Origin of the sequence: Agromyces subbeticus DSM 16689, from assembly GCF_000421565.1 — a bacterium.
In the GTDB taxonomy this organism is placed as follows: Bacteria; Actinomycetota; Actinomycetes; order Actinomycetales; family Microbacteriaceae; genus Agromyces; species Agromyces subbeticus.
In genome coordinates this window covers 59,237-85,621 of sequence record NZ_ATXG01000007.1, presented here as the reverse complement: position 1 = coordinate 85,621, position 26,385 = coordinate 59,237, and the positions used below count along the sequence as shown (strand labels likewise).

28 protein-coding genes are annotated in these 26,385 nt (G+C 68.3%); 20 read left to right on the top strand and 8 right to left on the bottom strand.

Annotated features, from left to right (window positions below; translation table 11 throughout):
• Positions 1-4: 4 nt before the first annotated feature.
• The gene (prfA, locus tag H521_RS0111395; protein ID WP_022893150.1) at positions 5-1,081 is read left to right on the top strand and encodes a peptide chain release factor 1; all 1,077 of its coding nucleotides are present in this window, start codon (positions 5-7) and stop codon (positions 1,079-1,081) included.
• A gap of 73 nt (positions 1,082-1,154) precedes the next feature.
• Here prfA and epsC read toward each other — a convergent pair whose 3' ends face one another.
• Both epsC and cysK read right to left on the bottom strand, forming a co-directional pair.
• Positions 1,155-1,733 carry a serine O-acetyltransferase EpsC gene (epsC, locus tag H521_RS0111390; protein ID WP_026482203.1) on the bottom strand — a complete coding sequence of 193 codons (579 nt, stop codon included), beginning with the start codon at positions 1,731-1,733 and terminating at the stop codon, positions 1,155-1,157.
• A gap of 88 nt (positions 1,734-1,821) precedes the next feature.
• Positions 1,822-2,757, bottom strand: a complete 936-nt coding sequence (gene cysK, locus H521_RS0111385; RefSeq protein WP_022893148.1) for a cysteine synthase A — start codon at positions 2,755-2,757, stop codon at positions 1,822-1,824.
• A gap of 88 nt (positions 2,758-2,845) precedes the next feature.
• On the opposite strand from cysK, the gene prmC reads away from it, so the two are divergent.
• Complete coding sequence (gene prmC, locus H521_RS0111380) at positions 2,846-3,730, top strand: peptide chain release factor N(5)-glutamine methyltransferase (RefSeq protein ID WP_026482202.1); 885 nt, start codon at positions 2,846-2,848, stop codon at positions 3,728-3,730.
• Positions 3,731-3,760: 30 nt separating this feature from the next.
• Here prmC and H521_RS0111375 read toward each other — a convergent pair whose 3' ends face one another.
• The gene (locus H521_RS0111375; RefSeq protein WP_022893146.1) at positions 3,761-4,750 is read right to left on the bottom strand and encodes a TetR/AcrR family transcriptional regulator; all 990 of its coding nucleotides are present in this window, start codon (positions 4,748-4,750) and stop codon (positions 3,761-3,763) included.
• Positions 4,751-4,881: 131 nt separating this feature from the next.
• Between H521_RS0111375 and H521_RS22980 the strand changes: the two genes are divergently transcribed.
• From H521_RS22980 to H521_RS22965, 15 genes are all read left to right on the top strand, one after another.
• Complete coding sequence (locus tag H521_RS22980; protein WP_022893145.1) at positions 4,882-5,790, top strand: daunorubicin resistance protein DrrA family ABC transporter ATP-binding protein; 909 nt, start codon at positions 4,882-4,884, stop codon at positions 5,788-5,790.
• Positions 5,791-5,795: 5 nt separating this feature from the next.
• Complete coding sequence (locus H521_RS0111365) at positions 5,796-6,623, top strand: ABC transporter permease (protein ID WP_022893144.1); 828 nt, start codon at positions 5,796-5,798, stop codon at positions 6,621-6,623.
• A 100-nt stretch (positions 6,624-6,723) separates the two neighbouring features.
• Positions 6,724-7,515: an L-threonylcarbamoyladenylate synthase gene (locus tag H521_RS22975; protein WP_084512286.1), complete on the top strand. Its 792-nt coding sequence runs from the start codon at positions 6,724-6,726 to the stop codon at positions 7,513-7,515.
• A complete protein-coding gene (locus H521_RS22970; protein ID WP_022893143.1) occupies positions 7,512-8,819 on the top strand; it encodes an MraY family glycosyltransferase in 1,308 nt (435 codons plus the stop codon). Before H521_RS22975 ends, H521_RS22970 begins: the two co-directional genes overlap by 4 nt.
• Positions 8,800-9,276 carry a Cg1360 family ATP-synthase-associated protein gene (locus tag H521_RS0111350; RefSeq protein ID WP_022893142.1) on the top strand — a complete coding sequence of 159 codons (477 nt, stop codon included), beginning with the start codon at positions 8,800-8,802 and terminating at the stop codon, positions 9,274-9,276. Before H521_RS22970 ends, H521_RS0111350 begins: the two co-directional genes overlap by 20 nt.
• Positions 9,277-9,458: 182 nt before the next feature.
• Positions 9,459-10,238: a F0F1 ATP synthase subunit A gene (gene atpB, locus H521_RS0111345; RefSeq protein WP_245560980.1), complete on the top strand. Its 780-nt coding sequence runs from the start codon at positions 9,459-9,461 to the stop codon at positions 10,236-10,238.
• Between the two features lie 46 nt (positions 10,239-10,284).
• Positions 10,285-10,518 carry an ATP synthase F0 subunit C gene (gene atpE, locus H521_RS0111340; protein ID WP_022888426.1) on the top strand — a complete coding sequence of 78 codons (234 nt, stop codon included), beginning with the start codon at positions 10,285-10,287 and terminating at the stop codon, positions 10,516-10,518.
• A 28-nt stretch (positions 10,519-10,546) separates the two neighbouring features.
• Entirely contained in the window at positions 10,547-11,110 is a 564-nt protein-coding gene (locus tag H521_RS0111335; RefSeq protein ID WP_026482199.1) for a F0F1 ATP synthase subunit B, read from the top strand.
• A 3-nt stretch (positions 11,111-11,113) separates the two neighbouring features.
• On the top strand, positions 11,114-11,908 hold the full coding sequence (locus H521_RS0111330) for a F0F1 ATP synthase subunit delta (protein ID WP_022893139.1): 795 nt from the start codon (positions 11,114-11,116) through the stop codon (positions 11,906-11,908).
• 76 nt (positions 11,909-11,984) lie between these two features.
• Positions 11,985-13,625 carry a F0F1 ATP synthase subunit alpha gene (gene atpA / locus H521_RS0111325; protein WP_022893138.1) on the top strand — a complete coding sequence of 547 codons (1,641 nt, stop codon included), beginning with the start codon at positions 11,985-11,987 and terminating at the stop codon, positions 13,623-13,625.
• Between the two features lie 93 nt (positions 13,626-13,718).
• The gene (locus H521_RS0111320; protein ID WP_022893137.1) at positions 13,719-14,621 is read left to right on the top strand and encodes a F0F1 ATP synthase subunit gamma; all 903 of its coding nucleotides are present in this window, start codon (positions 13,719-13,721) and stop codon (positions 14,619-14,621) included.
• A gap of 23 nt (positions 14,622-14,644) precedes the next feature.
• The gene (atpD, locus tag H521_RS0111315) at positions 14,645-16,108 is read left to right on the top strand and encodes a F0F1 ATP synthase subunit beta (RefSeq protein WP_022893136.1); all 1,464 of its coding nucleotides are present in this window, start codon (positions 14,645-14,647) and stop codon (positions 16,106-16,108) included.
• Positions 16,109-16,110: 2 nt separating this feature from the next.
• Positions 16,111-16,371 (top strand): F0F1 ATP synthase subunit epsilon, encoded by a 261-nt coding sequence (locus H521_RS0111310; protein WP_022893135.1) that lies wholly within the window; start codon positions 16,111-16,113, stop codon positions 16,369-16,371.
• An 11-nt stretch (positions 16,372-16,382) separates the two neighbouring features.
• Positions 16,383-16,955: a P-loop nucleotide/nucleoside kinase family protein gene (locus tag H521_RS0111305; RefSeq protein ID WP_022893134.1), complete on the top strand. Its 573-nt coding sequence runs from the start codon at positions 16,383-16,385 to the stop codon at positions 16,953-16,955.
• On the top strand, positions 16,956-17,720 hold the full coding sequence (locus H521_RS22965) for a YaaA family protein (protein WP_022893133.1): 765 nt from the start codon (positions 16,956-16,958) through the stop codon (positions 17,718-17,720).
• A 15-nt stretch (positions 17,721-17,735) separates the two neighbouring features.
• Here H521_RS22965 and H521_RS0111295 read toward each other — a convergent pair whose 3' ends face one another.
• Complete coding sequence (locus H521_RS0111295; RefSeq protein ID WP_022893132.1) at positions 17,736-18,335, bottom strand: DNA-3-methyladenine glycosylase I; 600 nt, start codon at positions 18,333-18,335, stop codon at positions 17,736-17,738.
• Entirely contained in the window at positions 18,332-18,823 is a 492-nt protein-coding gene (locus H521_RS0111290) for a methylated-DNA--[protein]-cysteine S-methyltransferase (protein WP_022893131.1), read from the bottom strand. Before H521_RS0111290 ends, H521_RS0111295 begins: the two co-directional genes overlap by 4 nt.
• 186 nt (positions 18,824-19,009) lie before the next feature.
• On the opposite strand from H521_RS0111290, the gene H521_RS0111285 reads away from it, so the two are divergent.
• Entirely contained in the window at positions 19,010-20,152 is a 1,143-nt protein-coding gene (locus tag H521_RS0111285; RefSeq protein WP_022893130.1) for a DUF4192 family protein, read from the top strand.
• Here H521_RS0111285 and H521_RS0111280 read toward each other — a convergent pair.
• The 3 genes from H521_RS0111280 to H521_RS0111270 are packed head-to-tail and all read right to left on the bottom strand — an operon-like array spanning position 20,139 to position 23,500.
• Positions 20,139-21,590 (bottom strand): NAD(P)/FAD-dependent oxidoreductase, encoded by a 1,452-nt coding sequence (locus tag H521_RS0111280; protein ID WP_022893129.1) that lies wholly within the window; start codon positions 21,588-21,590, stop codon positions 20,139-20,141. The two genes, H521_RS0111285 and H521_RS0111280, sit on opposite strands and share 14 nt — an antisense overlap.
• Positions 21,590-22,978: an aspartate aminotransferase family protein gene (locus H521_RS0111275; RefSeq protein WP_022893128.1), complete on the bottom strand. Its 1,389-nt coding sequence runs from the start codon at positions 22,976-22,978 to the stop codon at positions 21,590-21,592. Before H521_RS0111275 ends, H521_RS0111280 begins: the two co-directional genes overlap by 1 nt.
• A 30-nt stretch (positions 22,979-23,008) precedes the next feature.
• Positions 23,009-23,500, bottom strand: coding sequence for an Lrp/AsnC family transcriptional regulator (locus tag H521_RS0111270; RefSeq protein WP_026482196.1), 492 nt, complete (start codon positions 23,498-23,500; stop codon positions 23,009-23,011).
• A gap of 229 nt (positions 23,501-23,729) precedes the next feature.
• Here H521_RS0111270 and H521_RS0111265 point away from each other — a divergent pair, with 229 nt between their 5' ends.
• Positions 23,730-25,160, top strand: a complete 1,431-nt coding sequence (locus tag H521_RS0111265; RefSeq protein WP_022893126.1) for a gamma-aminobutyraldehyde dehydrogenase — start codon at positions 23,730-23,732, stop codon at positions 25,158-25,160.
• Positions 25,161-25,230: 70 nt separating this feature from the next.
• Positions 25,231-26,373: an FHA domain-containing protein gene (locus H521_RS25065; protein WP_022893125.1), complete on the top strand. Its 1,143-nt coding sequence runs from the start codon at positions 25,231-25,233 to the stop codon at positions 26,371-26,373.
• Positions 26,374-26,385: the final 12 nt, after the last annotated feature.

Below are 26,385 nucleotides of genomic sequence, written 5' to 3'. Positions count from 1 at the left end.
TCGCGTGTTCGAGTCCGTCCAGAGTCTGCTCGCCGAGCACGCGCAGCTCCAAGAGGAGCTCGCCGACCCGGCGCTGCATGCCGACGCCGCGCGCGCGAAGCGGGTCAACCGGCGGTACGCCGAGTTGAGCCGCATCGCCGCCGCGCACTCGGCGTGGCTCGAAGCACAAGACGACCTCGCCGCAGCACGGGAGCTCGCGAAAGAAGATGAGGCGTTCGCCGAAGAGGTGCCCGGTCTCGAAGAGGGGCTCGCCACGGCGCAGGAGCGGCTTCGGCGACTGCTGATCCCGCGCGATCCCGACGACGGTCGCGACGTGATCATGGAGATCAAGGGCGGCGAGGGCGGCGCCGAGAGCGCCCTCTTCGCGGCCGACCTGTTGCGCATGTACATCCAGTACGCGCAGTCGAAGGGCTGGAAGGTCGAGCTGCTCGATCAAAACGAGTCGGATCTCGGCGGTTACAAAGATGTACAGGTGGCGATCAAGTCCAACGCCACCGACCCTTCGCAGGGCGTCTGGGCGCACCTGAAGTACGAGGGCGGCGTGCACCGCGTGCAGCGCGTGCCGGTCACCGAGACGCAGGGGCGCATCCACACCTCCACGACGGGCGTGCTCGTCTTCCCAGAGGTCGACGAGCCCGAAGAGGTCGACATCAGCCAGAACGACCTGAAGATCGACGTCTACCGCTCGTCGGGCCCCGGCGGCCAGTCGGTCAACACGACCGACTCGGCGGTGCGCATCACGCACCTTCCGACGGGCATCGTCGTGTCGATGCAGAACGAGAAGTCGCAACTGCAGAACCGTGAGGCGGCGATGCGCGTGCTGCGCGCTCGCATCCTCGCCCGTCAGCAGGAGGAGATCGCGGCGGCGGCGTCCGACGCCCGCAAGTCGCAGATCCGCTCGATGGACCGCTCGGAGCGCATCCGCACGTACAACTTCCCAGAGAACCGCATCGCCGACCACCGCACCGGCTACAAGGCCTACAACCTCGACGGCGTCATGAACGGTGCCCTCGACCCGATCGTCGAGTCGGCCATCCAGGCCGATGAAGAGGCACGCCTGGCGCACCTCGGCGATCAGTAGCAGCGGCCGACCGCAACGAACGGATGCCCCGGACACCTCGAGTGTCCGGGGCATCCGCCGTTCAGGGCAGGACTCAGATGTGCCAGTCGTGGATGCCGCGTGCCGCGTCGGCCGTCTCGTGCGAGAGCGGCTTGAACGTCGCCGGGATGCCCACGACGAGCGAGTGCTCAGGTGCATCCTTCGTGACGACGGCGTTCGCGCCGATGGCGCTCCACGCGCCGATCGTGATATCGCCGAGCACCTTGGCACCGGCGCCGACGGTCACGCCGTCGCCGAGCGTCGGATGCCGCTTGGCCCCGCGATCGGCGCCACGTGCCGCCTTTCCGCCGAGGGTCACGCCGTGGTACAGCATGACGTCGTCGCCGACGATCGCCGTCTCGCCGATCACGACGCCCATGCCGTGGTCGATGAAGAAGCGGCGCCCGATCGTGGCACCGGGGTGGATCTCGACACCGGTGAGGAAGCGGCACAGCTGCGAGATGATGCGCGCTGGCAGCCGAAGTCCGGCCTGCCAGAGCGAGTGCGTGAGCCGATAGCCCCAGATCGCGTGCAGTCCCGAGTATGCGAGGAACACCTCGACATCGCTTCGCGATGCGGGGTCATGGGCGCGCGCCGTCGCGATGTCCTCGCGGAGCGCTCGGAAGAAGCTCACTCGCATAGTCAATCAGTCCGGGCGTCGCTCGGACGCACCATGACACCGGCGTCGCTCCGGCACGCGGAGCGACGCCTTCGCCCGGCGTTCAGTCGCGGAGGTCTTCGTAGAGCACGGTCGAGACGTAGCGCTCACCGAAGTCGGGCACGATGACGACGATCGTCTTGCCGTCGTTCTCGGGGCGCTTCGCGACCTCGAGCGCGGCCCAGACGGCCGCGCCGGAGGAGATGCCGCCGAGGATGGCCTCGTCGGTCGCGAGCGCGCGGGCCGTCGCGATGGCGTCGCTCGTGGCGACGTCGATGACCTCGTCGTAGACCTCGCGGTCGAGGATGTCGGGCACGAAGTTGGCGCCGAGGCCCTGGATCTTGTGCGGACCGGGCGTGCCCTGCGTCAGGATGGGGGAGTCGGCCGGCTCGACGGCGATGACCTGCACGCCGCTGTTCTGCTCCTTGAGGTAGCGCCCGGCGCCGGTGATGGTGCCGCCCGTGCCGATGCCGGCGACGAAGATGTCGACGGCGCCGTCGGTGTCGGCCCAGATCTCGGGGCCGGTCGTCGAGTGGTGGATCGCGGGGTTCGCCTCGTTCTCGAATTGGCGGGCGAGCACGGCGCCCGGGGTCGCCTCGACGATCTCGTTCGCCTTCGCGACGGCGCCCTTCATGCCCTCTGAGCCGGGGGTGAGCACGATCTCGGCACCGTAGGCGCGCAGCAGCACACGGCGCTCGATGCTCATCGTCTCGGGCATCGTGAGGATCACGCGGTAGCCGCGGGCCGCGCCGACGAGGGCGAGCGCGATGCCGGTGTTGCCGCTCGTGCCCTCGACGATGGTGCCGCCGGCGACGAGTGCGCCGGACTTCTCGGCGGCGTCGATGATGGCCACACCGATGCGGTCCTTCACGCTGGCCGCGGGGTTGTAGAACTCGAGCTTGGCGAGCACCGTGGCGCCTGCGCCCTCGGTGAGCCGGTTCAGGCGCACGAGCGGAGTGCGGCCGACGACCTCGGTGATGTTCTCGTAGATCTGCGCCATTGGCTTGCCTCTCGGGTTCTGGTGGTGGACGACGGGGCCAAGCCTAGGGTTCGGCCGCGGCGCAGGCGAGTGCGTTACATTCCATTGCGTGGATACGACGACCCCCGGCGCCAGAGCGCGATCACTCCGCGAGCTCCGAGACGAGACGGTGACGCGGCTGGCCAATGCCGGAGTGCCCGATGCCGAGGTCGACGCCGAGCTGCTGATCGGCCACGTGCTGGGCCTTTCACGCGGCGGCGTGCAGGCGCGCATGGTCGTCGGCGCCGAACTGAGCGAAGCGGATGCCGCGGCGCTGGCCGGTTTCACGGCGCGTCGGGCCGCCCGCGAGCCCCTGCAGCACATCACGGGGCGAGCGGCGTTCCGCGGACTCGACCTCCGGGTCGGTCCCGGCGTCTTCGTGCCGAGACCCGAGACCGAGGAGGTCGCGCAGCTCGCGATCGACGCGCTCATGGCGGCGGCCGAGCCCGAGCCGATCGGGGTCGACCTCGGCAGCGGCAGCGGCGCCATCGCGCTCGCACTCGCGACGGAGGTGCCGCACGCCCGCGTCTGGGCGGTCGAGAACTCGCCCGAGGCCTTCGTGTGGACCACGCGCAACGTCGAGGAGGTTGCGGCAGCGAACCTCGAACTCGTGTTCGCCGACCTCGCCGATGCGTTGCCCGAGCTCGCCGGCCGGGTCGCCGTGGTGGTCTCGAACCCGCCGTACGTGCCGCTCGGCGAGGTGCCGCGCGACCCGGAGGTTCGCCTCTACGACCCCGAACAGGCGCTCTACGGCGGCGCCGACGGCCTCGACGTGGTGCGCGTGCTCTCGCAGCGGGCCCGCGTGCTGCTGCGGCCCGGGGGAGTGCTCGTGATCGAGCACGGAGAACGGCAAGCCGCCGCGATCGCGGAGATCCTCTCGGCCGACGGCTGGCGGGCCATCGCTCGGCACCGCGATCTCACGACTCGCGACCGGGCGACCTCGGCCGTTCGCTGAGGGCCGCGCACTGAGCGCGGCGCCGTCCCGCTACCTCCTCGCCCGCTCCGCCTTCTCGCGAGCGATCTTCTCCCGCTCGCGTGCGTCCTTCTCCCGTTCGAGCGCGTGCTTGATCACGTCGCGTTCGAGCTTCTGTGCCTCGCGCAGTGCCTTCTCGGCTTCGCGGCGGGCCTTCGCGGCCTCCCGAACCTGCTTGTCGCGAGGCAGTTCGAGCGTCGGCGGCAGCGGTTCCTCGACGGCGACTCCGGCGCCCGACTCCACCCTGCCCACGTGGTACTCGATGCCGTCGAGGATGCGCTCGAGGCCGAACGAGAAGTCGTCGTCGCTGTCGTCTGGTTCGGTGCCGGGCTCGGCCACGTAGCCGCCGGCAGCGAGGAGCGGGCTCAGGTAGGGGAACCGTTCGGGAGTCACGAGCTCGGCGAGCGCCTCGAAGTAGTTCGCGCCCGTGACATCCGCAGGGTCGGCCGCAGCCGCGGCGGCGGCGCCGAGGTCGCGCTCCTGTGCGCCGGTGGCCCGTGCGTAGCTCGTCAGCAGCAGCAGTGTCGACATCTTCTCGGCGTCGCTGAGGGGGAGTGAACGCACTTCACGCAGGAACCAGTCGACGATGAGCAGGCTGTTCGGGGTGATCGGCGCGCCGGAGATCGGGATGTCGACGAGCCATGGGTGTTCCTGGAAGGCGGCGCGCATCGCGAAGACCCAGGCGGTGATGCCGTCGCGCCACCCGCGTTCGAGCGTCTCGTCGGGCACCGGCGGAACGACGGCGCCCTCCTGCATGAGCAGGATCAGGTCGTCTTTGCTCGTGACATAGCGATAGAGCGACATCGTCGTGAAGCCGAGGGACGCCGCGACCCGGCTCATCGAGACCGCGGTCAGACCCTCGGCGTCGGCGATCTCGATGGCGGCGTCGACGATGCGCTCGATCGAGAGTTCTCGCTTCGGGCCGCGCTGCGGATTGACGGCGACGCCCCACGCCAGCGCGACCGCGCGGGGGAGCTCGGGATCGTGTCGCTCAGGGGTCACAGGGCTTCCGTTCTCGAGAGGTGTTGACGATCAGTCTAGAACTGTGTATTACTTAAACAACAGTGCACCATATAAACAGTTTGCGTCGTACTCAGAAGCATCGAGGCAAGCGAGAGAGAACGGAAGAGATCATGCCACTCGCCATCGAGACGCACGGGCTCCGCAAGCGCTTCGGTTCGACCGACGTGCTTGCAGGGCTCGACCTCGCGGTGCCCACCGGCACCGTGTTCGCCCTGCTCGGCCCCAACGGGGCGGGCAAGACGACCACCATCAACATCCTCACGACCCTCGTGCGTCCCGAGTCGGGCACCGTCAGGGTCGCCGGCTTCGACGTCGCGACGGCGCCGACTGAAGTGAAGCAGCGCATCGCCCTCACCGGCCAGTCCGCCGCCGTCGACCAGGTGCTCACCGGAACCGAGAACCTCGTGATGATGGGGCGGCTCTCGGGGCTCGGTCGATCGGCCGCTCGAGATCGCGCCGCCGAACTGCTCGAACGGTTCGAACTGACGGATGCCGCGCGCCGACGGGTCGCCACCTACTCGGGCGGCATGCGCCGCCGCCTCGATCTGGCCCTCAGCCTCGTCGTCGACGTGCCGATCCTGTTCCTCGACGAGCCGACGACAGGACTCGACACCCGCAGCCGTCAGGAGCTCTGGAACGTCATCCGCTCCCTCCGCGACGCCGGCACCACGGTGTTCCTCACGACCCAGTACCTCGAAGAGGCCGACCAGCTCGCCGACCGCATCGCCGTGCTCGATCGGGGCCGCATCGCCGCCGAAGGCACGTCCGACGAGCTGAAGGCGCGCATCGGCGGCGATGTCGTCGAGCTCCGCGACGCCGATGGCGCCCTGCTCCTCGAACTGCCGACCGACGGCAGCATCCACGGACTCCGCTCCGCCATGGACGAAGTCGACCGCTCACCGGCCGCCGCGATCACCGGCGCCCAGGTCTCCATCCGCCGCCCCAGCCTCGACGACGTGTTCCTCGCGATCACTGCAGGCACCGCGGCATCCGCCCCCGAACTCATCGAATCGAAGTGAGCGCCATGACCACCATCACCGCCCCGCACCGCCCTGCAGTCCCAGCCCCGGCCGCAGCTCCGGCTCGCGGACGACTCGGTGCGTTCACCGCTGAATCGACGTTCATCGGCCGCAGCTTCCGGCATTCGGTGCGCGACGTCGAGGCCATGCTCATGGCCATCATGCTGCCGACGATGCTGATGCTGATGTTCACCTTCATCTTCGGCAACGCCATCGACCCGTCGGGCGGCTACGTCGACTACGTGGTGCCGGGCATCATCCTGTTGTGCGCCGGCTTCGGTGCGTCGTCGACCGCGATCTCGGTCTCGAGAGACATGACGACGGGCATCATCGACCGGTTCCGCACGATGCCGCTGCGCAGTGGCGCCGTGCTCACCGGTCACGTGGTCGCGAGCCTCGTGCGCAACCTCGTCGCGACGGGCGTCGTGATCGTCGTCGCGCTGCTCGTCGGCTTCCGCCCCGTTGCCACGCCGCTCGAATGGCTCGCCGCATTCGGGCTGGTGGCGCTCTACATCCTCGCGATCACCTACCTGTTCGCGGCGATCGGGCTCGCGGCGTCGAGCCCCGAGGCGGCGAGCGGGTTCGGCTTCATCCTGCTGTTCCTGCCGTATCTCTCGAGCGCGTTCGTGCCGGTCGAGACGATGCCCGAGTGGCTGCAGTGGATCGCCGAGTACCAGCCGATCACGCCGATCATCGAGACGATCCGCGGGTTCCTGATGGACACGCCGGTCGGCGACACCGTGTGGTGGGCGCTCGGCTGGTGCCTCGGCATCCTGCTCATCTCGATCCTCTGGGGCAGCTGGTTGTTCCGCCGCAAGGCGGGTCGTCGCTAGACCGCGACGAGCACAGCGGATGCCGCGATGCCACCGTGCATCGCGGCATCCGTCGTTCCCCGACGATCCACGGCGGCCGCTGGTCTAGAATCGGCAGGTCATGACTGCCATCTACGACTGTTCGGTCGACTCAGAGCTCCTCACCGGCATGCGCCTCGCCCGAGCCGCCATCGGGCGGGGGGAGCTCGTCGTCATCCCCACCGACACGGTCTACGGCCTCGCCGCCGACGCGTTCGACGCGAAGGCCGTCGCGCGGCTGCTCGAGGCGAAGGGCCGCGAGCGCACCTCGCCCCCGCCCGTGCTGATCCCAGGCATCCCCACGCTCGATGCGCTCGCGAGCGAGGTGCCTTCGGCGGTTCGCCTGCTGGTCGGCGAGTTCTGGCCCGGCGGGCTCACGGTCATCCTGCACGCGCAGCCGTCGCTGCAGTGGGATCTCGGCGAGACCCGCGGCACCGTGGCGCTGCGCATGCCCGCGAATCCCGTCGCGCTCGAACTGCTCGCCGAGACGGGCCCGCTCGCGGTCTCCTCGGCGAACCTCTCGGGGCACCCATCGGCTACCACGGCCGCCGATGCCGCAGAGATGCTCGGCGACGCCGTCACGGTCTACCTCGACGGCGGAGCAGCCGGGGAGTCGTACGAGGCCGTCGGCGAACGTGCCGGCGACACCTCATCGACCATCATCGACGCGACGGCGCTCACGCACGAGGGCGGGCGCCTGCGCATCGTCCGCGCCGGCGTGATCACCCGCGAACGCATCGCCGCGGTCGTGGGGGAGGAACTGCTCGAACCCATCGTGGCCGAGAGCGAAGCCGCGGCCGCGGCCGGCACCGACGGCACCGCCGACGTCGAGCCCGCGACCTCTGCCGGCGACGCGGACGCCGCCGCCTCATGACCCTCTTCCTCGCACTGGCACTGCTGACGGCGCTCGTCACCTTCGGAGGGTCGATCCTCGTCTGGAAGCTGAGCCTCAAGTACCGGCTCTACCCGAAGATCCGAGAGCGCGACGTGCACACGCGGCCGACGCCGCGGCTCGGCGGGGTCGCGATGTTCGTCGGCATCCTGGTGGCGATCGGGGCGGCCGCGTTCGTCTCCACGCTCGGCTCCTCGCGCTTCGCGAACGTCGCCATCATCTTCCAGAGCCCCGGTCAGATGCTCGCGATCCTCGGTGCAGCCCTCCTCATCGTGCTGATCGGCGTCGCCGACGACATCTGGGACCTCGACTGGACGACGAAGCTGGCCGGCCAGTTCATCGCCGCAGGACTCATCGCCTGGCAGGGCGTCTCGATCGCCTCGCTGCCGATCGGCGGCATCACCGTCGGATCGTCGTGGATGAGTGCGACGATCACCGTGTTCGCGATCGTGCTCGTGATGAACGCGATCAACTTCATCGACGGGCTCGACGGCCTCGTCGCCGGCGTCGCGCTCATCGCCAACGGCACCTTCTTCCTCTACAGCTACCTGCTCGTGCAGCAGACCTCGCCGCTCAACTACTTCAACCTGGCTTCGCTGCTCGCGGTCGTCGTCGTCGGCGCGTGCATCGGGTTCCTCCCGTTGAACTGGCATCCGGCGAAGCTGTTCATGGGCGACGCCGGCGCGCTCCTGATCGGACTGCTCATGGCGACGTCGGCGATCGCCGTCACGGGGCAGATCGACCCCGGCTCGCTCGGGCGGGCGCAGCTGTTCCCCGCCTTCATCCCGATCATCCTGCCGTTCGCGGTGCTCGTGATCCCGCTGCTCGACTTCGGCCTCGCGGTCCTCCGCCGGCTCCGCGCAGGCAAGTCGCCGTTCGCGGCCGACCGCAAGCACCTGCACCACCGTCTGCTCGACATGGGGCACTCCCACCTGCACGCCGTGCTGATCTTCTACGCATGGACGGCGGTCGCCTCGATCGGCTGTCTGCTGGCCTACGTGCTGCCCGTGTACTTCGGGGTTCCGTCGTGGGTCGCGTTCGTGCTGCTCGGCGTCGGGTTCATCGCGTGCACCGTGCTGACGCTCGCGCCGCTCGGGCGGCGCAAGCGCCTGACGGTCGCGGCCGAGGCGGACGCCGAGGTCGACTCGAGCATCGCAGGCACGGATGCCGCGGGCCTCGACGAACTCGACGGCGTCGCGCCGAGCGGCGACTCGGAGCCCGTTCAGGACGCCCCGATAGAATCGGGCGACCCCGAACTGGAGCACGATGAACGACGCACGAGCTGAAGCCGACCGCACGCCCACCTCGAATCCCGTGCTGCGCAGGGCGCTCGCATGGGGCGCAGTGCTCGCCGGGGTGATCCTCGTGGTCAGCGCCGTGCTCGGCTTCGTGTTCGCCGGGGTGCCGGGCCTGCTCGGCGGGCTCATCGGCACGCTCATGGCCGTGGTCTTCATGGGCATCACCGCGGCGAGCATCCTCGCCGCCAATCGCTTCGCATCGAGCGATCTCTTCGTGGGCGCCTTCTTCGGCATCGTGCTCGGCGGCTGGATCCTGAAGTTCATCGTCTTCATCGTGCTCGTCGTGGTGCTGCGCGATGCCGAGTGGCTGAACCCGACCGTGCTCTTCCTGAGCCTCGTCGCGGGCGTGCTCGCATCTCTCGTGGTGGACGTGCTCGTAGTCGCGAAGTCGCGGCTGCCCTACGTGAGCGATGTCGAGCTTCCGAAGGCGCCGAGCGAAGACTGAGCCGCTCTCGGCGATTCGTCGGCGGCCCGAAGTATTGCTAGAGTAATGGAGATCCCCCCACGGTTCTGCCCTGCTCACGCACGGGTCGACCGCGGTCCATGTTCGTCGCTGCGAGAGCCGAGCTCCACGCCCCGAAACAGGAGAAAGCGCTGCTAGCTAACGCTCTGAACCTGCTGGTTCCGATGTCAACCGATGATGGTGGCTTCCACGGGCCGTCGATCGACGAATTCTTCCCCGGAGCGCTGTTCTTCGAAGACACGCCCTTCGAGATCAACCGCATCATGCTCGTCCGCTTCGTCGCGGTCGCCGCACTGATCCTGGTGTTCTGGCTCGGCACGCGAAAGATGCGCGTCGTGCCCGGTCGCTTCCAGAGCCTCGTCGAGATGGGTCTCGACCTGGTTCGCGTCAACATCGCCGACGACCTGCTCGGCAAGAAAGACGGCAAGCGGTTCCTGCCGATCCTGACCACCATCTTCTTCATGGTGCTGTTCATGAACATCACGGGTGTGATCCCGTTCCTGAACATCGCCGGCACCTCGGTGATCGGCGTGCCGCTCGTGCTCGCGATCGTCGCCTACATCACCTTCATCTACGCGGGTGTGAAGAAGAGCCCGAAGAACTTCTTCAAGAATTCGCTCTTCCCCTCGGGCGTTCCGTGGCCCGTGTACATCATCGTCACGCCGATCGAGCTCATCTCGACGTTCGTGATCCGCCCGGTCACCCTCACCCTGCGACTCATGATGAACATGATCGTCGGGCACCTCCTGCTCGTGCTCTTCTTCGCCGCGACGCAGTTCTTCGTCGTGCAGATGAGCGGCTGGTGGACCCTCCTCGGTGTCGGAACCCTGGCCTTCGGCTTCGTCTTCACCCTGTTCGAGGTGCTCGTCGCCGTGCTGCAGGCATACGTCTTCGCTCTTCTCACCGCGGTCTACATCCAGCTCGCGGTCGCTGAAGAGCACTGAACCCCGGGCATCCGCCCAGAACATTCCCTAGGAAAGGAAACCCAACGTGGACGCAACCACCGTTCTCGCTGAGATCAACGGCAACATCGCGACGGTCGGCTACGGCCTCGCGGCGATCGGCCCGGCCATCGGCGTCGGCATCGTCGTCGGCAAGACGATCGAGGGCGTCGCTCGCCAGCCCGAGCTGGCCGGCCGCCTCCAGGTGCTGATGTGGATCGGTATCGCCTTCACCGAGGCGCTCGCCTTCATCGGCATCGCCACCTACTTCATCTTCGTCTGATCCAACCGCCGCAACTGAGGAGGCCAACGTGCTTCATGCAGTATTGAGCGCTGCAACCGAGGGTGGCGAGACCCACAGCCCGGTGATTCCGGAGTGGTACGACATCATCTGGTCGTCGGTCTGCTTCATCATCATCCTCGTCTTCTTCTGGAAGTACGTGCTTCCGCGCGTGCAGAAGCTGCTCGACGAGCGCGGCGAGGCGATCGAGGGCAACATCGCGAAGGCCGACGAGGCCCAGCGCAAGGCCGAGGCGGCTCTCGAGGAGTACACCGCCCAGCTCGCCGACGCTCGCACCGAGGCCGGCCGCATCCGCGAGACGGCTCGCGATGACGGCAAGAAGATCGTCGCAGAGGCGAAGGATGCCGCGACCGTCGAGGCCGCACGCGTCACCGCGAGCGCGCAGGCGCAGATCGAGGCGGAGCGCCAGTCGGCACTCGTCTCGCTCCGCTCCGAGGTGGGCACCCTCGCCATCGATCTCGCGTCAGGGGTCATCGGCGAGTCGCTCTCCGACGACGCCAAGGCGACCGCGGTCGTCGACCGCTTCCTCGCCGAGCTGGAGGCCTCAGAGGCCACCGCCGGAGGGAAGAAGTAGTCCATGGGTAGCGCTACGAGAGGGGCCCTCGCCGGCTCGAAGGCCGCGCTGGCCGAGCTCGGCCGCGCCGAGCTTCCGGTCGCCGAGGCACTCCTCGCCGTCGGCCGGGTGATCGGCGAGTCCGGCCACCTGCGCACGGCACTCATCGACACCGAGGCCGATCTCGCGCAGAAGCGTGCGCTCGTCGAGGCCGTCTTCGGCGCCCGTATCCCGGCCGAGGCCGCTTCGCTCCTCGTGAGCCTGGCGTCTCGCCGGTGGTCGTCGGGTGACGACTTCCTCGCCGGCATCGAAGAGATCGGCATCCGCGTCGCTGCGGAGTCGGCGGCAGAGGGCGTCGACATCGACGCCGAGCTGTTCGCCTTCGAGCGCGCCGTGGCCGGCGACGCCGAACTCGAGCTCGCGCTCGGGTCGAAGCTCGGCGACCCGGCAGCGAAGACGAAGATCGTCGACCGGCTGCTCGCGGGCAAGGCGGCTCCGCAGACGGTCGTGATCGTGAACCACCTCGTGCAGCAGCCGCGAGGCCGCCGCATCGGCGAACTGCTCCGCCACGGGGCATCCGTCGTCGCCGACCAGCGCGGTTTCGATATCGCGACGGTCACGAGCGCGGTTCCCCTCAGCGCCGCCCAGCTGGGCCGGCTCGAGCAGGGGCTCGCTGCCCAGGCGGGCCGTCGGGTCCGCTTCGACACCATCGTCGATCCCGCCGTCCTCGGTGGGATCCGTGTGCAGATCGGCGACGACGTCATCGACGGCAGCGTCGCCTCGCGCCTCAGTTCGCTGCGGCAGAAGCTTGCCGGCTGACGCCGGTTGAAACGACCGGCGTCCGCGCCGCGACACACCAGTAGCTGTACAACCGGTACAGAAAAGGGAAAAGACAATGGCAGAACTCACCATCAGCCCCGACGAGATCCGTTCGGCTCTCTCGGAGTTCGTCTCGTCGTACGAGCCGGGCCAGGCGGAGAAGACCGAGGTCGGATACGTCACCGATGCCGGCGACGGCATCGCGCACGTCGAGGGCCTTCCCTCGGTCATGGCGAACGAGCTGATCCGTTTTGCGGACGGCACGCTCGGCCTCGCGCAGAACCTCGACGAAGACGAGATCGGCGTCGTCGTGCTCGGCGAGTTCACCGGCATCGAAGAGGGCATGGAGGTGACCCGCACGGGCGAGGTCCTCTCGGTGCCCGTCGGTGAGGGCTACCTCGGCCGTGTCGTCGACCCGCTCGGAAACCCGATCGACGGTCTCGGCGAGATCACCGGCATCGAGGGCCGTCGCGCCCTCGAGCTGCAGGCGCCCGGCGTCATGCAGCGCAAGTCGGTGCACGAGCCGCTCCAGACCGGCATCAAGGCCATCGACGCGATGATCCCCGTCGGCCGCGGTCAGCGTCAGCTGATCATCGGCGACCGCCAGACCGGCAAGACGGCCATCGCGATCGACACGATCATCAACCAGAAGGCCAACTGGGAGTCGGGCGACCCGTCGAAGCAGGTGCGCTGCATCTACGTCGCGATCGGCCAGAAGGGCTCGACGATCGCCGGTGTGAAGGGCGCGCTGGAAGACGCCGGCGCCATGGAGTACACGACGATCGTCGCCGCTCCCGCCTCCGACCCCGCCGGATTCAAGTACCTCGCCCCGTATACCGGCTCGGCCATCGGCCAGCACTGGATGTACGACTCCAAGCACGTGCTGATCATCTTCGATGACCTGTCGAAGCAGGCCGAGGCCTACCGTGCCGTGTCGCTGCTCCTGCGTCGCCCGCCGGGACGCGAGGCGTACCCCGGCGACGTCTTCTACCTGCACTCGCGTCTGCTCGAGCGTTGCGCGAAGCTCTCCGACGAGCTCGGCGCCGGCTCGATGACCGGCCTGCCGATCATCGAGACCAAGGCCAACGACGTCTCGGCATACATCCCGACCAACGTGATCTCGATCACCGACGGCCAGATCTTCCTCCAGTCCGACCTGTTCAACTCGAACCAGCGTCCGGCGGTCGACGTGGGCATCTCGGTGTCGCGAGTCGGCGGTGATGCCCAGGTCAAGTCGATCAAGAAGGTCTCGGGCACGCTGAAGCTCGAGCTCGCGCAGTACCGCTCGCTCGAGGCCTTCGCGATGTTCGCGTCCGACCTCGATGCGACCAGCCGTCGTCAGCTCGCTCGTGGCGCTCGCCTGACCGAGCTGCTGAAGCAGCCGCAGTACTCGCCGATGTCGGTCGAGAAGCAGGTCGTCTCGATCTGGGCCGGCACCAAGGGCAAGCTCGACGAGGTTCCGGTCGAAGACATCCTCCGTTTCGAGAGCGAGCTGCACGACTACCTCGCCCGCAACACCGAGGTGTTGAACTCGCTCCGCGAGACCAACGTGCTCTCCGACGAGACCGCTGCCGAACTCGACTCGGCCGTCGACGCGTTCAAGCTCGAGTTCCAGACGGGTGAGGGCAAGCCGCTCGCCTCGGTCGGTTCCGAGCAGTTCGAGGCGATCGCTCAAGAAGAGGTCGTGCAGGAGAAGATCGTCAAGGGTCGCCGCTAGTCATTCCAGGTTCCCTGAGGCTCTCGAAGGGAACTGACCTCACGGGGTCGAATCGAGAGCCTCAGCACCAGAACGACAGGACACAGGAGAAACATGGGAGCGCAGCTTCGGGTCTACCGGCAGAAGATCAAATCTGCCCAGACGACCAAGAAGATCACGCGAGCGATGGAGCTGATCTCCGCCTCGCGGATCCAGAAGGCCCAGGCGCGCGTCGCGGCGTCCGAGCCGTACTCGTCGGCGATCACCCGCGCGGTGTCGGCGGTCGCGAGCTACTCGAACGTGGCGCACGTGCTGACGACCGAGCCCGAGCGCATCGACCGCGCCGCGATCGTGATCTTCACGTCCGACCGCGGACTCGCCGGCGCGTTCAACTCGCAGGTGCTGCGTGAGGCTGAAGAACTCACGGAGCTGCTGAAGAGCCAGGGCAAAGAGGTGGAGTACTTCCTCGTCGGACGCAAGTCGGTCGGATACTTCAAGTTCCGCCGCCGCTCGTTCGAGCGCAGCTGGGTCGGGGGCACGGACAGCCCCGACTTCGACACGGCGAGAGAGATCGGCGATGCCGTGCTCGAGGCGTTCCTGCGGGACTCCTCCGACGGCGGCGTCGACGAGATCCACATCGTCTACAACCGCTTCGTGAGCCGCATCAGCCAGGTTCCGATCGTCACGCGACTGCTTCCTCTGGAGGTCGTCGAGAGTGAAGAGGAGCCCGATGCCAAGCACGAGGTCTTCCCGCTGTACGAGTTCGAGCCCGACGCCGAGACGGTGCTCGACGGCTTGCTCCCGGTCTACATCGAGAGCCGCATCTACAACGCGATGCTGCAGTCCTCTGCGGCGAAGCACGCTGCGACGCAGAAGGCGATGAAATCGGCCTCCGACAACGCCGACAAGCTCATCACCGACTACACGCGCCTTGCCAACAACGCGCGCCAGTCCGAGATCACCCAGCAGATTTCCGAGATCGTGGGCGGCGCTGACGCACTGTCGTCCGCCAAGTAGCCCCTTACGAAGAGAGAGAACACATGACTGACACCGCTACCGCCCCGGCCGCGGCCGAGCCTGTGGCCGGCGCCGTCGGCCGCGTCGCCCGGGTCACGGGCCCCGTCGTCGACATCGAGTTCCCGCACGACTCGATCCCCGAGATCTACAACGCGCTGAAGACCGACATCACCATCGGCGATGTCACGACCACCATCACGCTCGAGGTCGCACAGCACCTCGGTGACGACGTCGTGCGCGCGATCGCGCTGAAGCCGACCGATGGCCTCGTGCGCGGCCAGGAGGTGACCGACACCGGTGCTCCGATCTCGGTGCCCGTCGGTGACGTCACCAAGGGCAAGGTCTTCAACGTCATCGGCGAGGTGCTCAACGGCGAGCCCGGTGAGACGATCGAGATCACCGAGCGGTGGCCGATCCACCGCAAGCCCCCGCCCTTCGACCAGCTCGAGTCGAAGACCCAGCTCTTCGAGACCGGCATCAAGGTCATCGACCTGCTCACGCCCTACGTGCTCGGCGGCAAGATCGGCCTCTTCGGTGGTGCGGGTGTCGGCAAGACGGTGCTCATCCAGGAGATGATCCAGCGCGTCGCGCAAGACCACGGTGGTGTGTCGGTGTTCGCCGGTGTCGGCGAGCGCACCCGTGAGGGCAACGACCTCATCCACGAGATGGAGGAGGCGGGCGTCTTCGACAAGACCGCCCTCGTGTTCGGCCAGATGGACGAGCCGCCGGGAACCCGTCTTCGCGTCGCCCTGTCGGCCCTGACCATGGCCGAGTACTTCCGCGACGTGCAGAAGCAAGACGTGCTGCTCTTCGTCGACAACATCTTCCGCTTCACGCAGGCCGGTTCCGAGGTCTCGACGCTGCTCGGCCGCATGCCGTCCGCGGTGGGTTACCAGCCGAACCTCGCCGACGAGATGGGCATCCTCCAGGAGCGCATCACCTCGACGCGCGGTCACTCGATCACCTCGCTGCAGGCGATCTACGTGCCGGCCGACGACTACACCGACCCGGCTCCGGCGACGACCTTCGCGCACCTCGACGCAACGACCGAGCTCTCTCGTGCGATCGCGTCGAAGGGCCTCTACCCGGCCGTCGACCCGTTGACCTCGACGTCGCGCATCCTCGACCCCCGTTACCTGGGTGAAGACCACTACCGCGTGGCCACGACGGTCAAGCAGATCCTGCAGAAGAACAAGGAACTGCAGGAGATCATCGCGATCCTCGGTGTCGACGAGCTCTCCGAAGAAGACAAGATCACCGTGTCGCGCGCGCGCCGCATCGAGCAGTTCCTCTCGCAGAACACCTACATGGCGAAGAAGTTCACCGGTGTCGAGGGCTCGACCGTGCCGCTCAAAGACACGATCGAGTCGTTCGACGCGATCGCCAAGGGCGAGTTCGACCACGTGGCCGAGCAGGCCTTCTTCAACGTCGGCGGCATCGGTGATGTCGAAGAGAAGTGGGCTCAGATCCAGAAGGAGAACGGCTGAGCATGGCCAGCCTCAACGTGAGTGTCGTCTCGGCCGACCAGCAGGTCTGGTCGGGCGAGGCGTCCATGGTGGTGGCCCGCACCGTCGAGGGCGAGATCGGCATCCTGCCCGGTCACGAGCCGATGCTCGCGATCCTCGCCGGCGGCGAGGTGCGTGTCACCCTGCCGGGCGGTGAGAAGATCACCGCCAACGCCGACGACGGCTTCCTCTCGGTGCAGGCGAACGCGGTGCAGGTCGTCGCTTCGCGGGCAGAGCTCGTCTAAGGGAGTCACGGATGCAGGGGGAGCAGCCGATCGATCGTCAGTTCGGTGATCTGAGTGTCACGCAGCTGATCGTCATGGCCGGGTTGCCGGGTGCGGGAAAGTCGACGATCGGCGAGATCATCGGCGCCCGCCTCGGTGCCACGGTCGTCTCGGTCGACCCGATCGAGTCGGCGATCCTGCGGGCGGGCATCGACGCCGATCAGCCGACAGGTCTCGCCGCGTATCTCGTGGCCGAAGAGATCGCCGAGAAGGAGCTCGACTCCGGGCGTACGGTCATCGTCGACGCGGTCAACGCGGGCGAAGCCGCACGACTGCAGTGGCGTGACCTCGCTGAGCGAGCCGAGGTTCGCCTGCGGGTCATCGAGGTCGTCTGCTCCGACGAAGCACTGCACCGTGCTCGACTTGAGAAGCGCGAGCGCAAGCTGCCGCATCTCGAAGAGACCACGTGGCGCGCGGTCGAGCAGAGCCTCGAGGGCTATGCGGCGTGGACCGGGCCCTCGTCGGCATTGCCGCGGGTGACGATCGACAGCATCGAATCACTCGGATCGAACGTCGAAGCGGCCCTCGCCTTCATCGGGTCGTAGATGCGGCTGCTCCTCCCGCCGTCCGAGACGAAGCGCGACGGCGGAGTCGACGTTCCGCTCGATCTCGGCCGGCTCTCCTTCGACGAACTCTCGCCTCTGCGGGCCGAGCTGACCGCCGGCGTCGTTTCGCTCGCGCATGATCACAATGCCGCGATGCGCGCGCTCAAGCTCGGTCCTCGACTCGCGCACGAAGTCGATCGCAACCGAACCCTTCGAGAGTCAGCGACCATGCCGGCGCTCGATCGCTACACCGGCGTGCTCTACGACGCGCTCGACGCTGAGACTCTCGACGAGAGCGCCCGGGAATTCGCCGGGGCACACGTGGCGGTGCACTCCGCACTGTTCGGATTGCTCGGTGCGACGGACGAGATTCCGGCGTATCGGCTCTCGCACGACTCACGGATTCCGGGCGTGCGGCTGAAGCAACTCTGGCGGGACCCGATCTCGACGCTGCTCGCGCGCGAGGCGCAGACGGGAATCGTCATCGACCTCCGGTCGGAGGCCTACACGGAACTCGGCCCTGCGCCGGTGCACCCAGAATCGGCGTTCGTCAGGGTCGTCTCCGTCGACGAGGGCGGACGAAGCCGCGCGTTGAATCACTTCAACAAGCGCGCGAAGGGACTCTTCACTCGCGCTCTGCTGCTACAGCGCCCGCAGCTCACGTCGATCGCCGAACTCATGGAGTGGGCACGCGACGCCGGATTCTCGCTCATGCTCGCGCCTGCTCGTGCGGCCGGCATGCGGGAACTCGAACTCGTCGCCTGACGATCCCCTCGCGTGTCATGCCGCCGACGAGGCCGCCGATCGATGACACCCGGCGAGATGGTCGTCGACCATGCCGGCTGCCTGCATGAGCGCGTACATGGTGGTGGGACCCACGAAGCGGAAACCTCGGCGACGCAGCTCTTTGCTCATCGCCGTGGATTCGGCGGTCGTCGCAGGCACGTCGGCGAACGATGCCGGAGCGGTGCGGCGGGTCGGCGGTGCGAAGCTCCAGAGCAGCTCGTCGATCGGAATCTGGAGCTCGAGGGTCGAGCGGGCATTCTGGATGGTCGCTTCGATCTTGCCCCGGTGCCTGATGATGCGTTCGTCGCCGAGCAGGCGCTCGATGTCGTCAGCACCCATCGCCGCCACTCGCTCGACGTCGAAACCGTGGAACACCTCGCGGAACGCCGGTCGCCGCCGCAGGATGGTGATCCAGGAGAGGCCGGCCTGAAACCCCTCGAGGCAGACCTTCTCGAAGAGACGCACCGGATCGTGCTGCGCGGTGCCCCACTCCTCGTCGTGGTAGCGCCGGTATTCGGGGTCTGCAGCCCCCCACCCGCAGCGGGCGAGCCCGTCGTCTCCGATGATGATCTCGGCGTGAGGGATGACGCTCACGCGGCGAAGCCGATCTGTTCGTGCCCGAGCAACCACAGCTTGGTCGGCACGCCCTCACCACCGGAGTACCCGGTGATGCGGCCGTCGGTCGCGAGCACGCGGTGGCAACCCACGATGATCGGTACCGGGTTGGCGCCGACCGCCCCGCCGATGGCGCGCGAGGCCCCAGGACGGCCGACGGCTGCAGCCAGTGAGCCGTATGAGGTGGCCTCGCCCCAGTGCAGGCGTTCGAGTTCGGCCCAGACGGCGAGCTGGAACGGGGTGCCGGTGAGTCGTACCGGAACGTCGAACTCGAGCCGCTGGCCGGCGAAGTACTCGATGAGCTGAACCCGTGCGGCTTCGAGCACGGCATTGGGGCGCTCTGCCTCGGCGTCGTGCGGCAGGATGCCGTCGCGCTCGATGGAGAGGCTCGTGATCGCCTCGTCGTCGGCGACGAGTTCGAGGCGACCGATCGGGCTGTTGAGGCGGATGAGGTACACGTTCGTCATGCTTCGAGCGTAACCACGGCGTCCGACACTCGCTCGCGGAATTCGGACATCGCGGGAAGCGGGCCGCCGACCGCGGTTGTGGAGGACGGGTCGACTTCCCCTCGACAGGCCGACGGTTGCGAGTTGCGTCCACGAATCACGGCCTCGGGCCGCGTCCGCACCGAGCGGTGACGGCACGATCTCGGCATGACCACCATCATTCGCGCCGAGGCGGCGCACGAGTTCCTGGCCCTGGTTCCCACCCTCGCGGGCTTCCGGCCCGAGCGCTCGCTCGTGTGCGTTGCATTCACGGGCAACCGTACGGCCGGTGTGCTGCGTTTCGACCTGCCGCGTCGTGCTCGAGACCGGGCATCGCTCGTCGCGGCGATCGTGGGCACCCTCTGCCGCATGCGCCAGGTCGATGCGATCGTGCCGATCGCCTACACCGACGCACGGTTCGATACGGGCCGGGGGCTTCCCGAGCGTGCGCTTCTCTCGATGCTCGTCAAGCGAGCCGAGCAGGCCGGCTTCCTCGTGCGCGACGCACTGTGCCGCGCCGCCGACGGCTGGGGAGCCCTCGACGATTCGGAAACGCCGGCAGCGGGGCATCCGCTCGCCATGATCGACGAGAGTCCCGTCATGCGACTCGCGCCGCCCGAGCTGACGATCCTCGGCTCGCCGGCCGAGGCGGGCGAGCTTCCGCCGCCCGACCCCGCAGCCGCCGGCGCGCTGGCCGCTGCCCTCGCCGAACTCACCGGCGCGTCTCGAGGCGCAGCGCTGACGAGACTCGGCGGCAACAGCGATCCCGTCACGCTCGTCGAGTCCCTGCTCGGCCGCGACGCAGTGAATCCACCGCTTCGCCTCGCATGGTTCCTGCATCTGGCGTCGCTGCCGGCGATGCGCGACGCGATGATGTTGCAGTGCGCCTTCGGCGTCGTGGTGGGCGAGGCGGCGCACGACGACGCAATCGCGACAGCCGACCGAGCCGCCGAAGCCGAGCTGAGCGTCGAAGGACTCGTGGTGCACGAGATGGCCGAGGGCGCGACCGGCGACGTCAGTGAGATGCTTTCCCGGCTCCTGCTCGGGCACTCCAGTCTGCGGCCCGATCCGCGTCGGGTGGAGCGAGCCCTCGCGATGCTCCGCCCGCTCGTCGCCGATGCGCCCGAGACCCACCGCGTGGGGCCGCTCTGCATGGCCGCTTGGCTCGCGTGGTCGCTCGGTCGGGGCTCCGCCGCCGGTGCGTTCATCGATCAGGCGCTCGCCATCGATCCCAAGCATTCGATGGCGGGCCTGCTCGCGGTGTACATCGGCGGCGGCGCGTTGCCCGAGTGGGCGTTCAGTGGCCGGTGAGTCGTCCGATCGCCCGCGCCACCAGCGACGGTCGCCCGGTCGCGCGCTCCTCGGCATCGGCGAACTGCATGCCGAGCACGCCGAGATTCGCCCCCAGAAAACGCAACGGCTCCGGTTCCCAGAGCGGCGAGCGGTGGTTCACCCACGGAAGGCCGGTGAGGTCGCTCTCGACGCCCTGCACGAGGTCGGCCATCGTTCGTCCTGCGAGGTTCGTCGTCGAGAGGCCGTCGCCGACGTAGGCGCCTGCGAATCCGACCCCGGTCTTGGGGTTGTAGCTGGCCGTGGCGTTCCAGTCGCGAGCGACGCCCAAAGGGCCGCCCCAGCGATGCGTCACCCGAGCGTCGCCGACCGCGGGAAAGAGGTCGCGCAACGCGGTGTGCAAGTGGGTGAAGACCGAATCGACCCGTTCGTAGGCCGGGTTCATCGCGCTGCCCCAGTGGTAGCTCGCCCCGCGCCCGCCGAAGGCGAACCGGTTGTCGGCGGTGCGCTGGCCGTAGACGAGCAGGTGGCGGTAGTCGCTGAACGTCTGGCCGTGCTCGATGCCGATCTCGCTCCAGACTTCGTCGGGCAGCGGCTCGGTCGCGATCATCAGCGAATACAGCGGCAGGATGCGCCGACGCACGCGTGGGAGCTTCGCTCCGTACCCCTCCGTCGCCACGATCACGTGGCTCGACGAGACCGTGCCCTCGGCGCCGCTGCCGTCGAGCGCGCGGAACTGCACGCGCCCCGCCGACCAGCCGACCACCTCGGTGCGCTCGAACACCGAGACGCCGAGCGACTCGACCACCCGAGCGAGACCGCGCACGAGCTTCGCCGGCTGCACGCGTGCGCAGTCGGGGTCGTACACGGCTGCGGGGGCCGTGCCGTCGAGCCCCGTAGCGCCGAATCTCGAGCCGACGGCACGCTCCTCCCAGTACTCGAGGGCGTCCACGCCGAATCGGCGCGCCTCGTCGACCTCGGCGGCGGCGAGTTCGCGCTGCGGGCGATTGCGCGCGAACAACACGGTGCCGCCCTTCACGTAGTCGCAGTCGATCTGCTCGAGCGCGGTCACCCGGCCCACTTCGTCGACCGTGTCGATCATGGCGCGTCGCATCGCCTGCGCCTGGTCGAACCCGTGCTCGCGTTCGATCGACGTCGCCGACTGCGGGAACAGCGCCGAGCACCAGCCTCCGTTGCGCCCCGATGCGCCGAAGCCGGCGAATTCGCGTTCGAGCACGGCGATCCGCAGCGTCGGGTCGCGCTTCGCGAGCGAGTAGGCGGTCCAGAGCGCGGTCAGCCCACCACCGATGAGGCACACGTCGAACCGGGCGTTCGAGGTGAGCGCTGCACGCGGGCGAAGGTCGTCGAGCCCGCGCACGACCAGGTCGTCGAGCCAGAAGCTCACCCGACGGGAGGTATCGGGTGAGCCATCCGTCACCGTCGGGTGAGCGCCGGCCATCAGAGGCGGTTCGAGGCTTCGGTGAGCACTCCGCGGAGCTTCTGCTCGATCTCGGCGAACTCCGCGGGCCCGATCGTCAGCGGCGGTGCGAGCTGGATCACGGGGTCGCCGCGGTCGTCGGCACGGCAGTAGAGTCCCGAGTCGAAGAGCGCCTTCGACAGGAAGCCGCGCAGCAGCTTCTCGGACTCCTCGTCGTCGAAGGTCTCACGCGTCTCCTTGTCTTTCACGAGCTCGATGCCGAAGAAGTACCCGTCACCGCGAACGTCACCGACGATCGGCAGGTCGAGCAGCTTCTCGAGCTCGGCGCGGAAGAGCGGCGAGTTCTCGCGCACGCGCTCGTTCAGCCCCTCCTCCTCGAAGATGTCGAGGTTCTCGAGCGCCACGGCGGCCGACACCGGGTGCCCGCCGAAGGTGTAGCCGTGGTAGAACGACGTGTTCCCCTCGGCGAACGGTGCGTAGATCTTCTCCGACACGATCGTGGCGCCGATGGGCGAGTACCCCGAGGTCATGGCCTTCGCGCACGTGATCATGTCGGGCTCGTAGCCGTAGGCGTCGCACGCGAACATGTGGCCGAGTCGCCCGAAGGCGCAGATGACCTCATCGGAGACGAGCAGCACGTCGTACTGGTCGCAGATCTCGCGCACCCGCTTGAAGTAGCCGGGGGGCGGCGGGAAGCAGCCGCCGGAGTTCTGCACCGGCTCGAGGAAGACGGCGGCGACCGTCTCGGGGCCCTCGAAGAGGATCATCTCCTCGATGCGGTTGGCAGCCCAGAGGCCGAAGGCCTCGAGGTCGTCGGCCGGCGCGCCCATCTCGGCGGCACGGTAGAAGTTCGTGTTCGGCACGCGGAACCCGCCGGGGGTCACGGGCTCGAACATCTCCTTCATGCCCGGGATGCCCGTGATGGCGAGTGCGCCCTGCGGCGTGCCGTGATAGGCGACGGAGCGCGAGATCACCTTGTGCTTGGTCGGGCGCCCCTGCAACTTCCAGTAGTACTTCGCGAGCTTGAACGCGGTCTCGACGGCCTCGCCGCCACCGGTGGAGAAGAAGACCCGGTTCAGCTCGCCGGGCGCGTAGCCCGCGAGCCGGTCGGCGAGCTCGATCGCCGAAGGGTGGGCGTACGACCAGATCGGGAAGAAGGCCAGCTGCTCGGCCTGCTTGGCCGCCACCTCGGCGAGGCGCTTTCGCCCGTGCCCGGCGTTCACGACGAAGAGGCCGGCGAGGCCGTCGAAGTACTCCCGGCCCTCGATGTCGTACACGTGGTGGCCCTGGCCCCGGGTGATGATCGGCACCCCCGACGTCGCCATCGTCGATTGGCGGGCGAAGTGCATCCACAGATGATCTTTCGCCTTCTGCTGCAGCGCGTCGTTGTCGTAGACCGTGTCGGTCATTGGCCATCCCTTTCTCGATGGGCTCCCGCCTCAGCGGGTGCCCCAGTTGTAGAACTGCTTCTGAAGCTTCAGGTAGACGAAGGTCTCGGTCGACTGCACACCCTCGATCACGCGGATGCGTGTGTTCAAGAGGTCGAGCAGCTCGTCGTCGTTCTCGCAGACCACCTCGGCCATGACATCGAAACTGCCGGCGGTGAGCACCACGTAGTCGATTTCGGCGATCTCGGCGAGGCGCGCGGCGAGCACCCGGGTGTCGCCGGAGGTGCGGATGCCGATCATCGCCTGCGTCGTGAAGCCGAGCTGCATCGGGTCGGTCACCGCGACGATCTGCATCACGCCCGACTCCGTGAGGCGCTGCACGCGCTGGCGCACTGCTGCCTCCGACAGGCCCACTGCCTTGCCGATGTCGGCGTAGGAGCGTCGGCCATCGGCCTGCAGCTGCTCGATGATGGCCTTGGAGACCTCATCGAGCTGCACCGGTCGCGACGGGCCGCGGCCCTTGGCCGCGTCGTCGGACTGCACCGAGCGAGGGGGCGTGGAACGAGCTCCGTTCGTCATTCGTCGATTGTGACAGTGACGGATGCCGCGGGCAAGCGATTCCGTCGATATTCTGCCTTTGCACAACTGATTTCGCCGTTGTTGCTCGCATTCGGCGACGGATCGCGGGTACCATGGCCGCGACGGCCCACGAGGGCGCCGGAACAGCCGCGCCCAGGCGAGTGCGGGCCCCACGAGCAGCGAGGACGCCAGCATGACGACGACACTTCGGAACTTCATCGACGGCGAGTACGTCGACGGTCGCGGAGGCGTGAGTCTCGACCTCATCGACCCGGCCACCGAGGAGGTCTACGCGAAGGCGCCGGTCTCGACGGCGGCCGACGTCGACGCGGCCTACCAGGCGGCATCCGCTGCGTTCGAGGTCTGGGGCGAGACGACGCCCGCTGCGCGCCAACTCGCGCTCTTCCGCATCGCCGACGCGATGGAGGCCCGCGCCGAGGAGTTCGCCGACGCGGAATCTCAGGACACCGGCAAGCCGCGTGCAAGCCTCGTCGACGACGAGATCCTCCTCTCCGTCGACCAGATCCGCTTCTTCGCCGGAGCCGCCCGCAACCTCGAGGGCCGGTCGGCGGGGGAGTACCTGGCCGATCACACCTCGTTCATCCGTCGCGAGCCGATCGGGGTCATCGGGCAGGTGACGCCGTGGAACTATCCCCTCAACATGGCGGTGTGGAAGTTCGCGCCCGCGATCGCGGCGGGCAACTCGATCGTGCTGAAGCCCTCCGACACGACCCCGCTCGCCACGCTGCTCCTCGCCGAGGTCGCTGCCGAGTTCCTCCCGGCCGGCGTGATGAACGTCGTGACCGGCGACCGCAGCACGGGCGCGGCGATGATCGAGCATCCGACACCGCAGATGGTCGCGATCACCGGCTCGGTGCGCGCCGGCATGGAGGTCGCGAAGGCCGCGGCATCCGACCTGAAGCGCGTGCACCTCGAACTCGGCGGAAAGGCGCCCGTGATCGTCTTCGACGATGCCGACATCGAGGCCGCGGTCGAGGGCATCGCCGCAGCCGGGTACTTCAACGCCGGCCAGGACTGCACGGCCGCCACCCGAGTGCTCGTGCACGAGCGCATCGCCGACGAGTTCACGGCCGCGCTCGCCGCGCACGCGGCAACGCTGCGCACGGGTGCGCCGCATGACGAGGGCGTCTTCTTCGGGCCGGTGAACAACGCGAACCAACTCGCACAGGTGTCGGGCTTCATCGACCGGCTGCCCGATCATGCGGTCGTCGAGACCGGCGGGGGCCGGCAGGGCGAGCGCGGCTACTTCTGGACGCCGACCGTCGTCTCGGGGCTCGCGCAAGACGACGAGATCATCCAGCGCGAGATATTCGGGCCGGTCATCACCGTGCAGCGATTCCGCGATGAAGACGAAGCGCTGCGCTTCGCGAACGACGTGCAGTTCGGCCTCGCCTCCTCGGTGTGGACGACCGATCACGCTCGAGCGATGCGCTTCGCGAAGCACCTCGACTTCGGCTGCGTCTGGATCAACACGCACATTCCGATCGTCGCCGAGATGCCGCACGGCGGGTTCAAGCACTCGGGATACGGCAAGGACCTCTCGAACTACGGCTTCGAGGACTACACGCGCCTCAAGCACGTGATGAGCTACATCGGCCGCTGAACCGGCCGACTCGGCCGAATGGGTCGGAAACCGCTCCCGCTGCACACCACCCGGTGTCAGACTGTTCGGCATGGTCGCAGGCGTCGTCTCGAGTTCGGCAGAGGCCGGCGCGCCCGCGTGGGACGTGATCGTGGGTGATCGCTTCATCGTCGCGCTCTCGGCGCCCGCTCCGCAGCGAGTGCTGAGTGCGCTGGCCGAGGCGGCGACCGACACGACGCTCGCCCTCGAGGCGCTCGTCGGGCTGATCCCGTCCGGACGCATCGACCCGATCGACTCGTTCGGCGTCGTCTGGTGGTCGGCCGAGAGCACGTCGAGCGTGACCGCGGTCGTGCGCGGAGACGCCGTAGTCGACCTGGACTCGCCGGGCGGCAGCCGGCGCTTCGACGCGCGCGGTATCCGGCCGTGGCATCTCGCGGACTTCGACGACGTCGTCGCGGTGCGCCTCACGGATGCCGCGGCGGCGCTCGATCGCGTCGAGCTCAACGGTGAACAGCTCGCGCACCCCAGGGCGAGCCTCAGGGCTTCGGCGGTCGAATGGGCCGCGGGAGCACCGCCGCAACGGGCCGAGCGGCCCGCCACCGAGCCCGCGGCGGAGGAATGGCTCGATGCCGACACGGTGCTGGCACCGCGCTTGCATCACTCGGAACTGCATGAGGCGGTCGCCGACACGATCGTCACCCCGCGACCGTCGAGGTACGCGGTCTCGACGCCGCCGCCACGGCCGACGTCGCCGATGACGACGGCCCTGCCCCCCGCGGTTGCGGACTCCGACCCGTCGACGCCCGAGCCGGTTGGGGCACCGCGACCGCCTGACGCGCCGGGCTCATCGGTGCCCGTCGTCGGTGCCGCAACCTCGGGCGCGCCCAGGTTCCGCATCGGCAGAGGAGCGCCCGTGACGGTGACGGTACCGGTGCTCATCGGCCGCCGCCCGCTCCCGCCCCGCATCACGGTCGCCGGGCCGTCGCCGCAGCTCATCACGGTCGCCTCGCCAGGCGAGATCGTGTCGGGCACGCATCTCGAGCTTCGCGTCGTCGGCACCCGACTCGTGGCCACCGACCTGCGATCGACGAACGGCACGATGCTGCGCACGGCGACGGGTGCGCGCCGCCTCAGGGCGGGCGAATCGATCGTGGTGATGCCCGGCAGTACGCTCGAGCTCGGAGACGATACGATCGTCGAGATCCTCTCCGCCCAGGGTTCCCCCAGCGCATGACCCGACCAGACA

What these genes read in the sequence shown, in the direction of transcription:
- H521_RS25065 (WP_022893125.1), top strand. Translation starts at nt 25,231, where the DNA reads ATGGTCGCAGGCGTCGTCTCGAGTTCGGCAGAGGCCGGCGCGCCCGCG.
- atpB (WP_245560980.1), top strand. Translation starts at nt 9,459, where the DNA reads ATGTCAACCGATGATGGTGGCTTCCACGGGCCGTCGATCGACGAATTC.
- cysK (WP_022893148.1), bottom strand. Translation starts at nt 2,757, where the DNA reads ATGGCGCAGATCTACGAGAACATCACCGAGGTCGTCGGCCGCACTCCG.
- H521_RS0111365 (WP_022893144.1), top strand. Translation starts at nt 5,796, where the DNA reads ATGACCACCATCACCGCCCCGCACCGCCCTGCAGTCCCAGCCCCGGCC.
- H521_RS22980 (WP_022893145.1), top strand. Translation starts at nt 4,882, where the DNA reads ATGCCACTCGCCATCGAGACGCACGGGCTCCGCAAGCGCTTCGGTTCG.
- H521_RS22965 (WP_022893133.1), top strand. Translation starts at nt 16,956, where the DNA reads ATGCGGCTGCTCCTCCCGCCGTCCGAGACGAAGCGCGACGGCGGAGTC.
- H521_RS0111265 (WP_022893126.1), top strand. Translation starts at nt 23,730, where the DNA reads ATGACGACGACACTTCGGAACTTCATCGACGGCGAGTACGTCGACGGT.
- H521_RS0111350 (WP_022893142.1), top strand. Translation starts at nt 8,800, where the DNA reads ATGAACGACGCACGAGCTGAAGCCGACCGCACGCCCACCTCGAATCCC.
- H521_RS22970 (WP_022893143.1), top strand. Translation starts at nt 7,512, where the DNA reads ATGACCCTCTTCCTCGCACTGGCACTGCTGACGGCGCTCGTCACCTTC.
- H521_RS0111310 (WP_022893135.1), top strand. Translation starts at nt 16,111, where the DNA reads ATGGCCAGCCTCAACGTGAGTGTCGTCTCGGCCGACCAGCAGGTCTGG.
- H521_RS0111330 (WP_022893139.1), top strand. Translation starts at nt 11,114, where the DNA reads ATGGGTAGCGCTACGAGAGGGGCCCTCGCCGGCTCGAAGGCCGCGCTG.
- H521_RS0111275 (WP_022893128.1), bottom strand. Translation starts at nt 22,978, where the DNA reads ATGACCGACACGGTCTACGACAACGACGCGCTGCAGCAGAAGGCGAAA.
- H521_RS0111280 (WP_022893129.1), bottom strand. Translation starts at nt 21,590, where the DNA reads ATGGCCGGCGCTCACCCGACGGTGACGGATGGCTCACCCGATACCTCC.
- atpD (WP_022893136.1), top strand. Translation starts at nt 14,645, where the DNA reads ATGACTGACACCGCTACCGCCCCGGCCGCGGCCGAGCCTGTGGCCGGC.
- H521_RS22975 (WP_084512286.1), top strand. Translation starts at nt 6,724, where the DNA reads ATGACTGCCATCTACGACTGTTCGGTCGACTCAGAGCTCCTCACCGGC.
- H521_RS0111285 (WP_022893130.1), top strand. Translation starts at nt 19,010, where the DNA reads ATGACCACCATCATTCGCGCCGAGGCGGCGCACGAGTTCCTGGCCCTG.
- atpA (WP_022893138.1), top strand. Translation starts at nt 11,985, where the DNA reads ATGGCAGAACTCACCATCAGCCCCGACGAGATCCGTTCGGCTCTCTCG.
- H521_RS0111290 (WP_022893131.1), bottom strand. Translation starts at nt 18,823, where the DNA reads ATGACGAACGTGTACCTCATCCGCCTCAACAGCCCGATCGGTCGCCTC.
- H521_RS0111305 (WP_022893134.1), top strand. Translation starts at nt 16,383, where the DNA reads ATGCAGGGGGAGCAGCCGATCGATCGTCAGTTCGGTGATCTGAGTGTC.
- H521_RS0111320 (WP_022893137.1), top strand. Translation starts at nt 13,719, where the DNA reads ATGGGAGCGCAGCTTCGGGTCTACCGGCAGAAGATCAAATCTGCCCAG.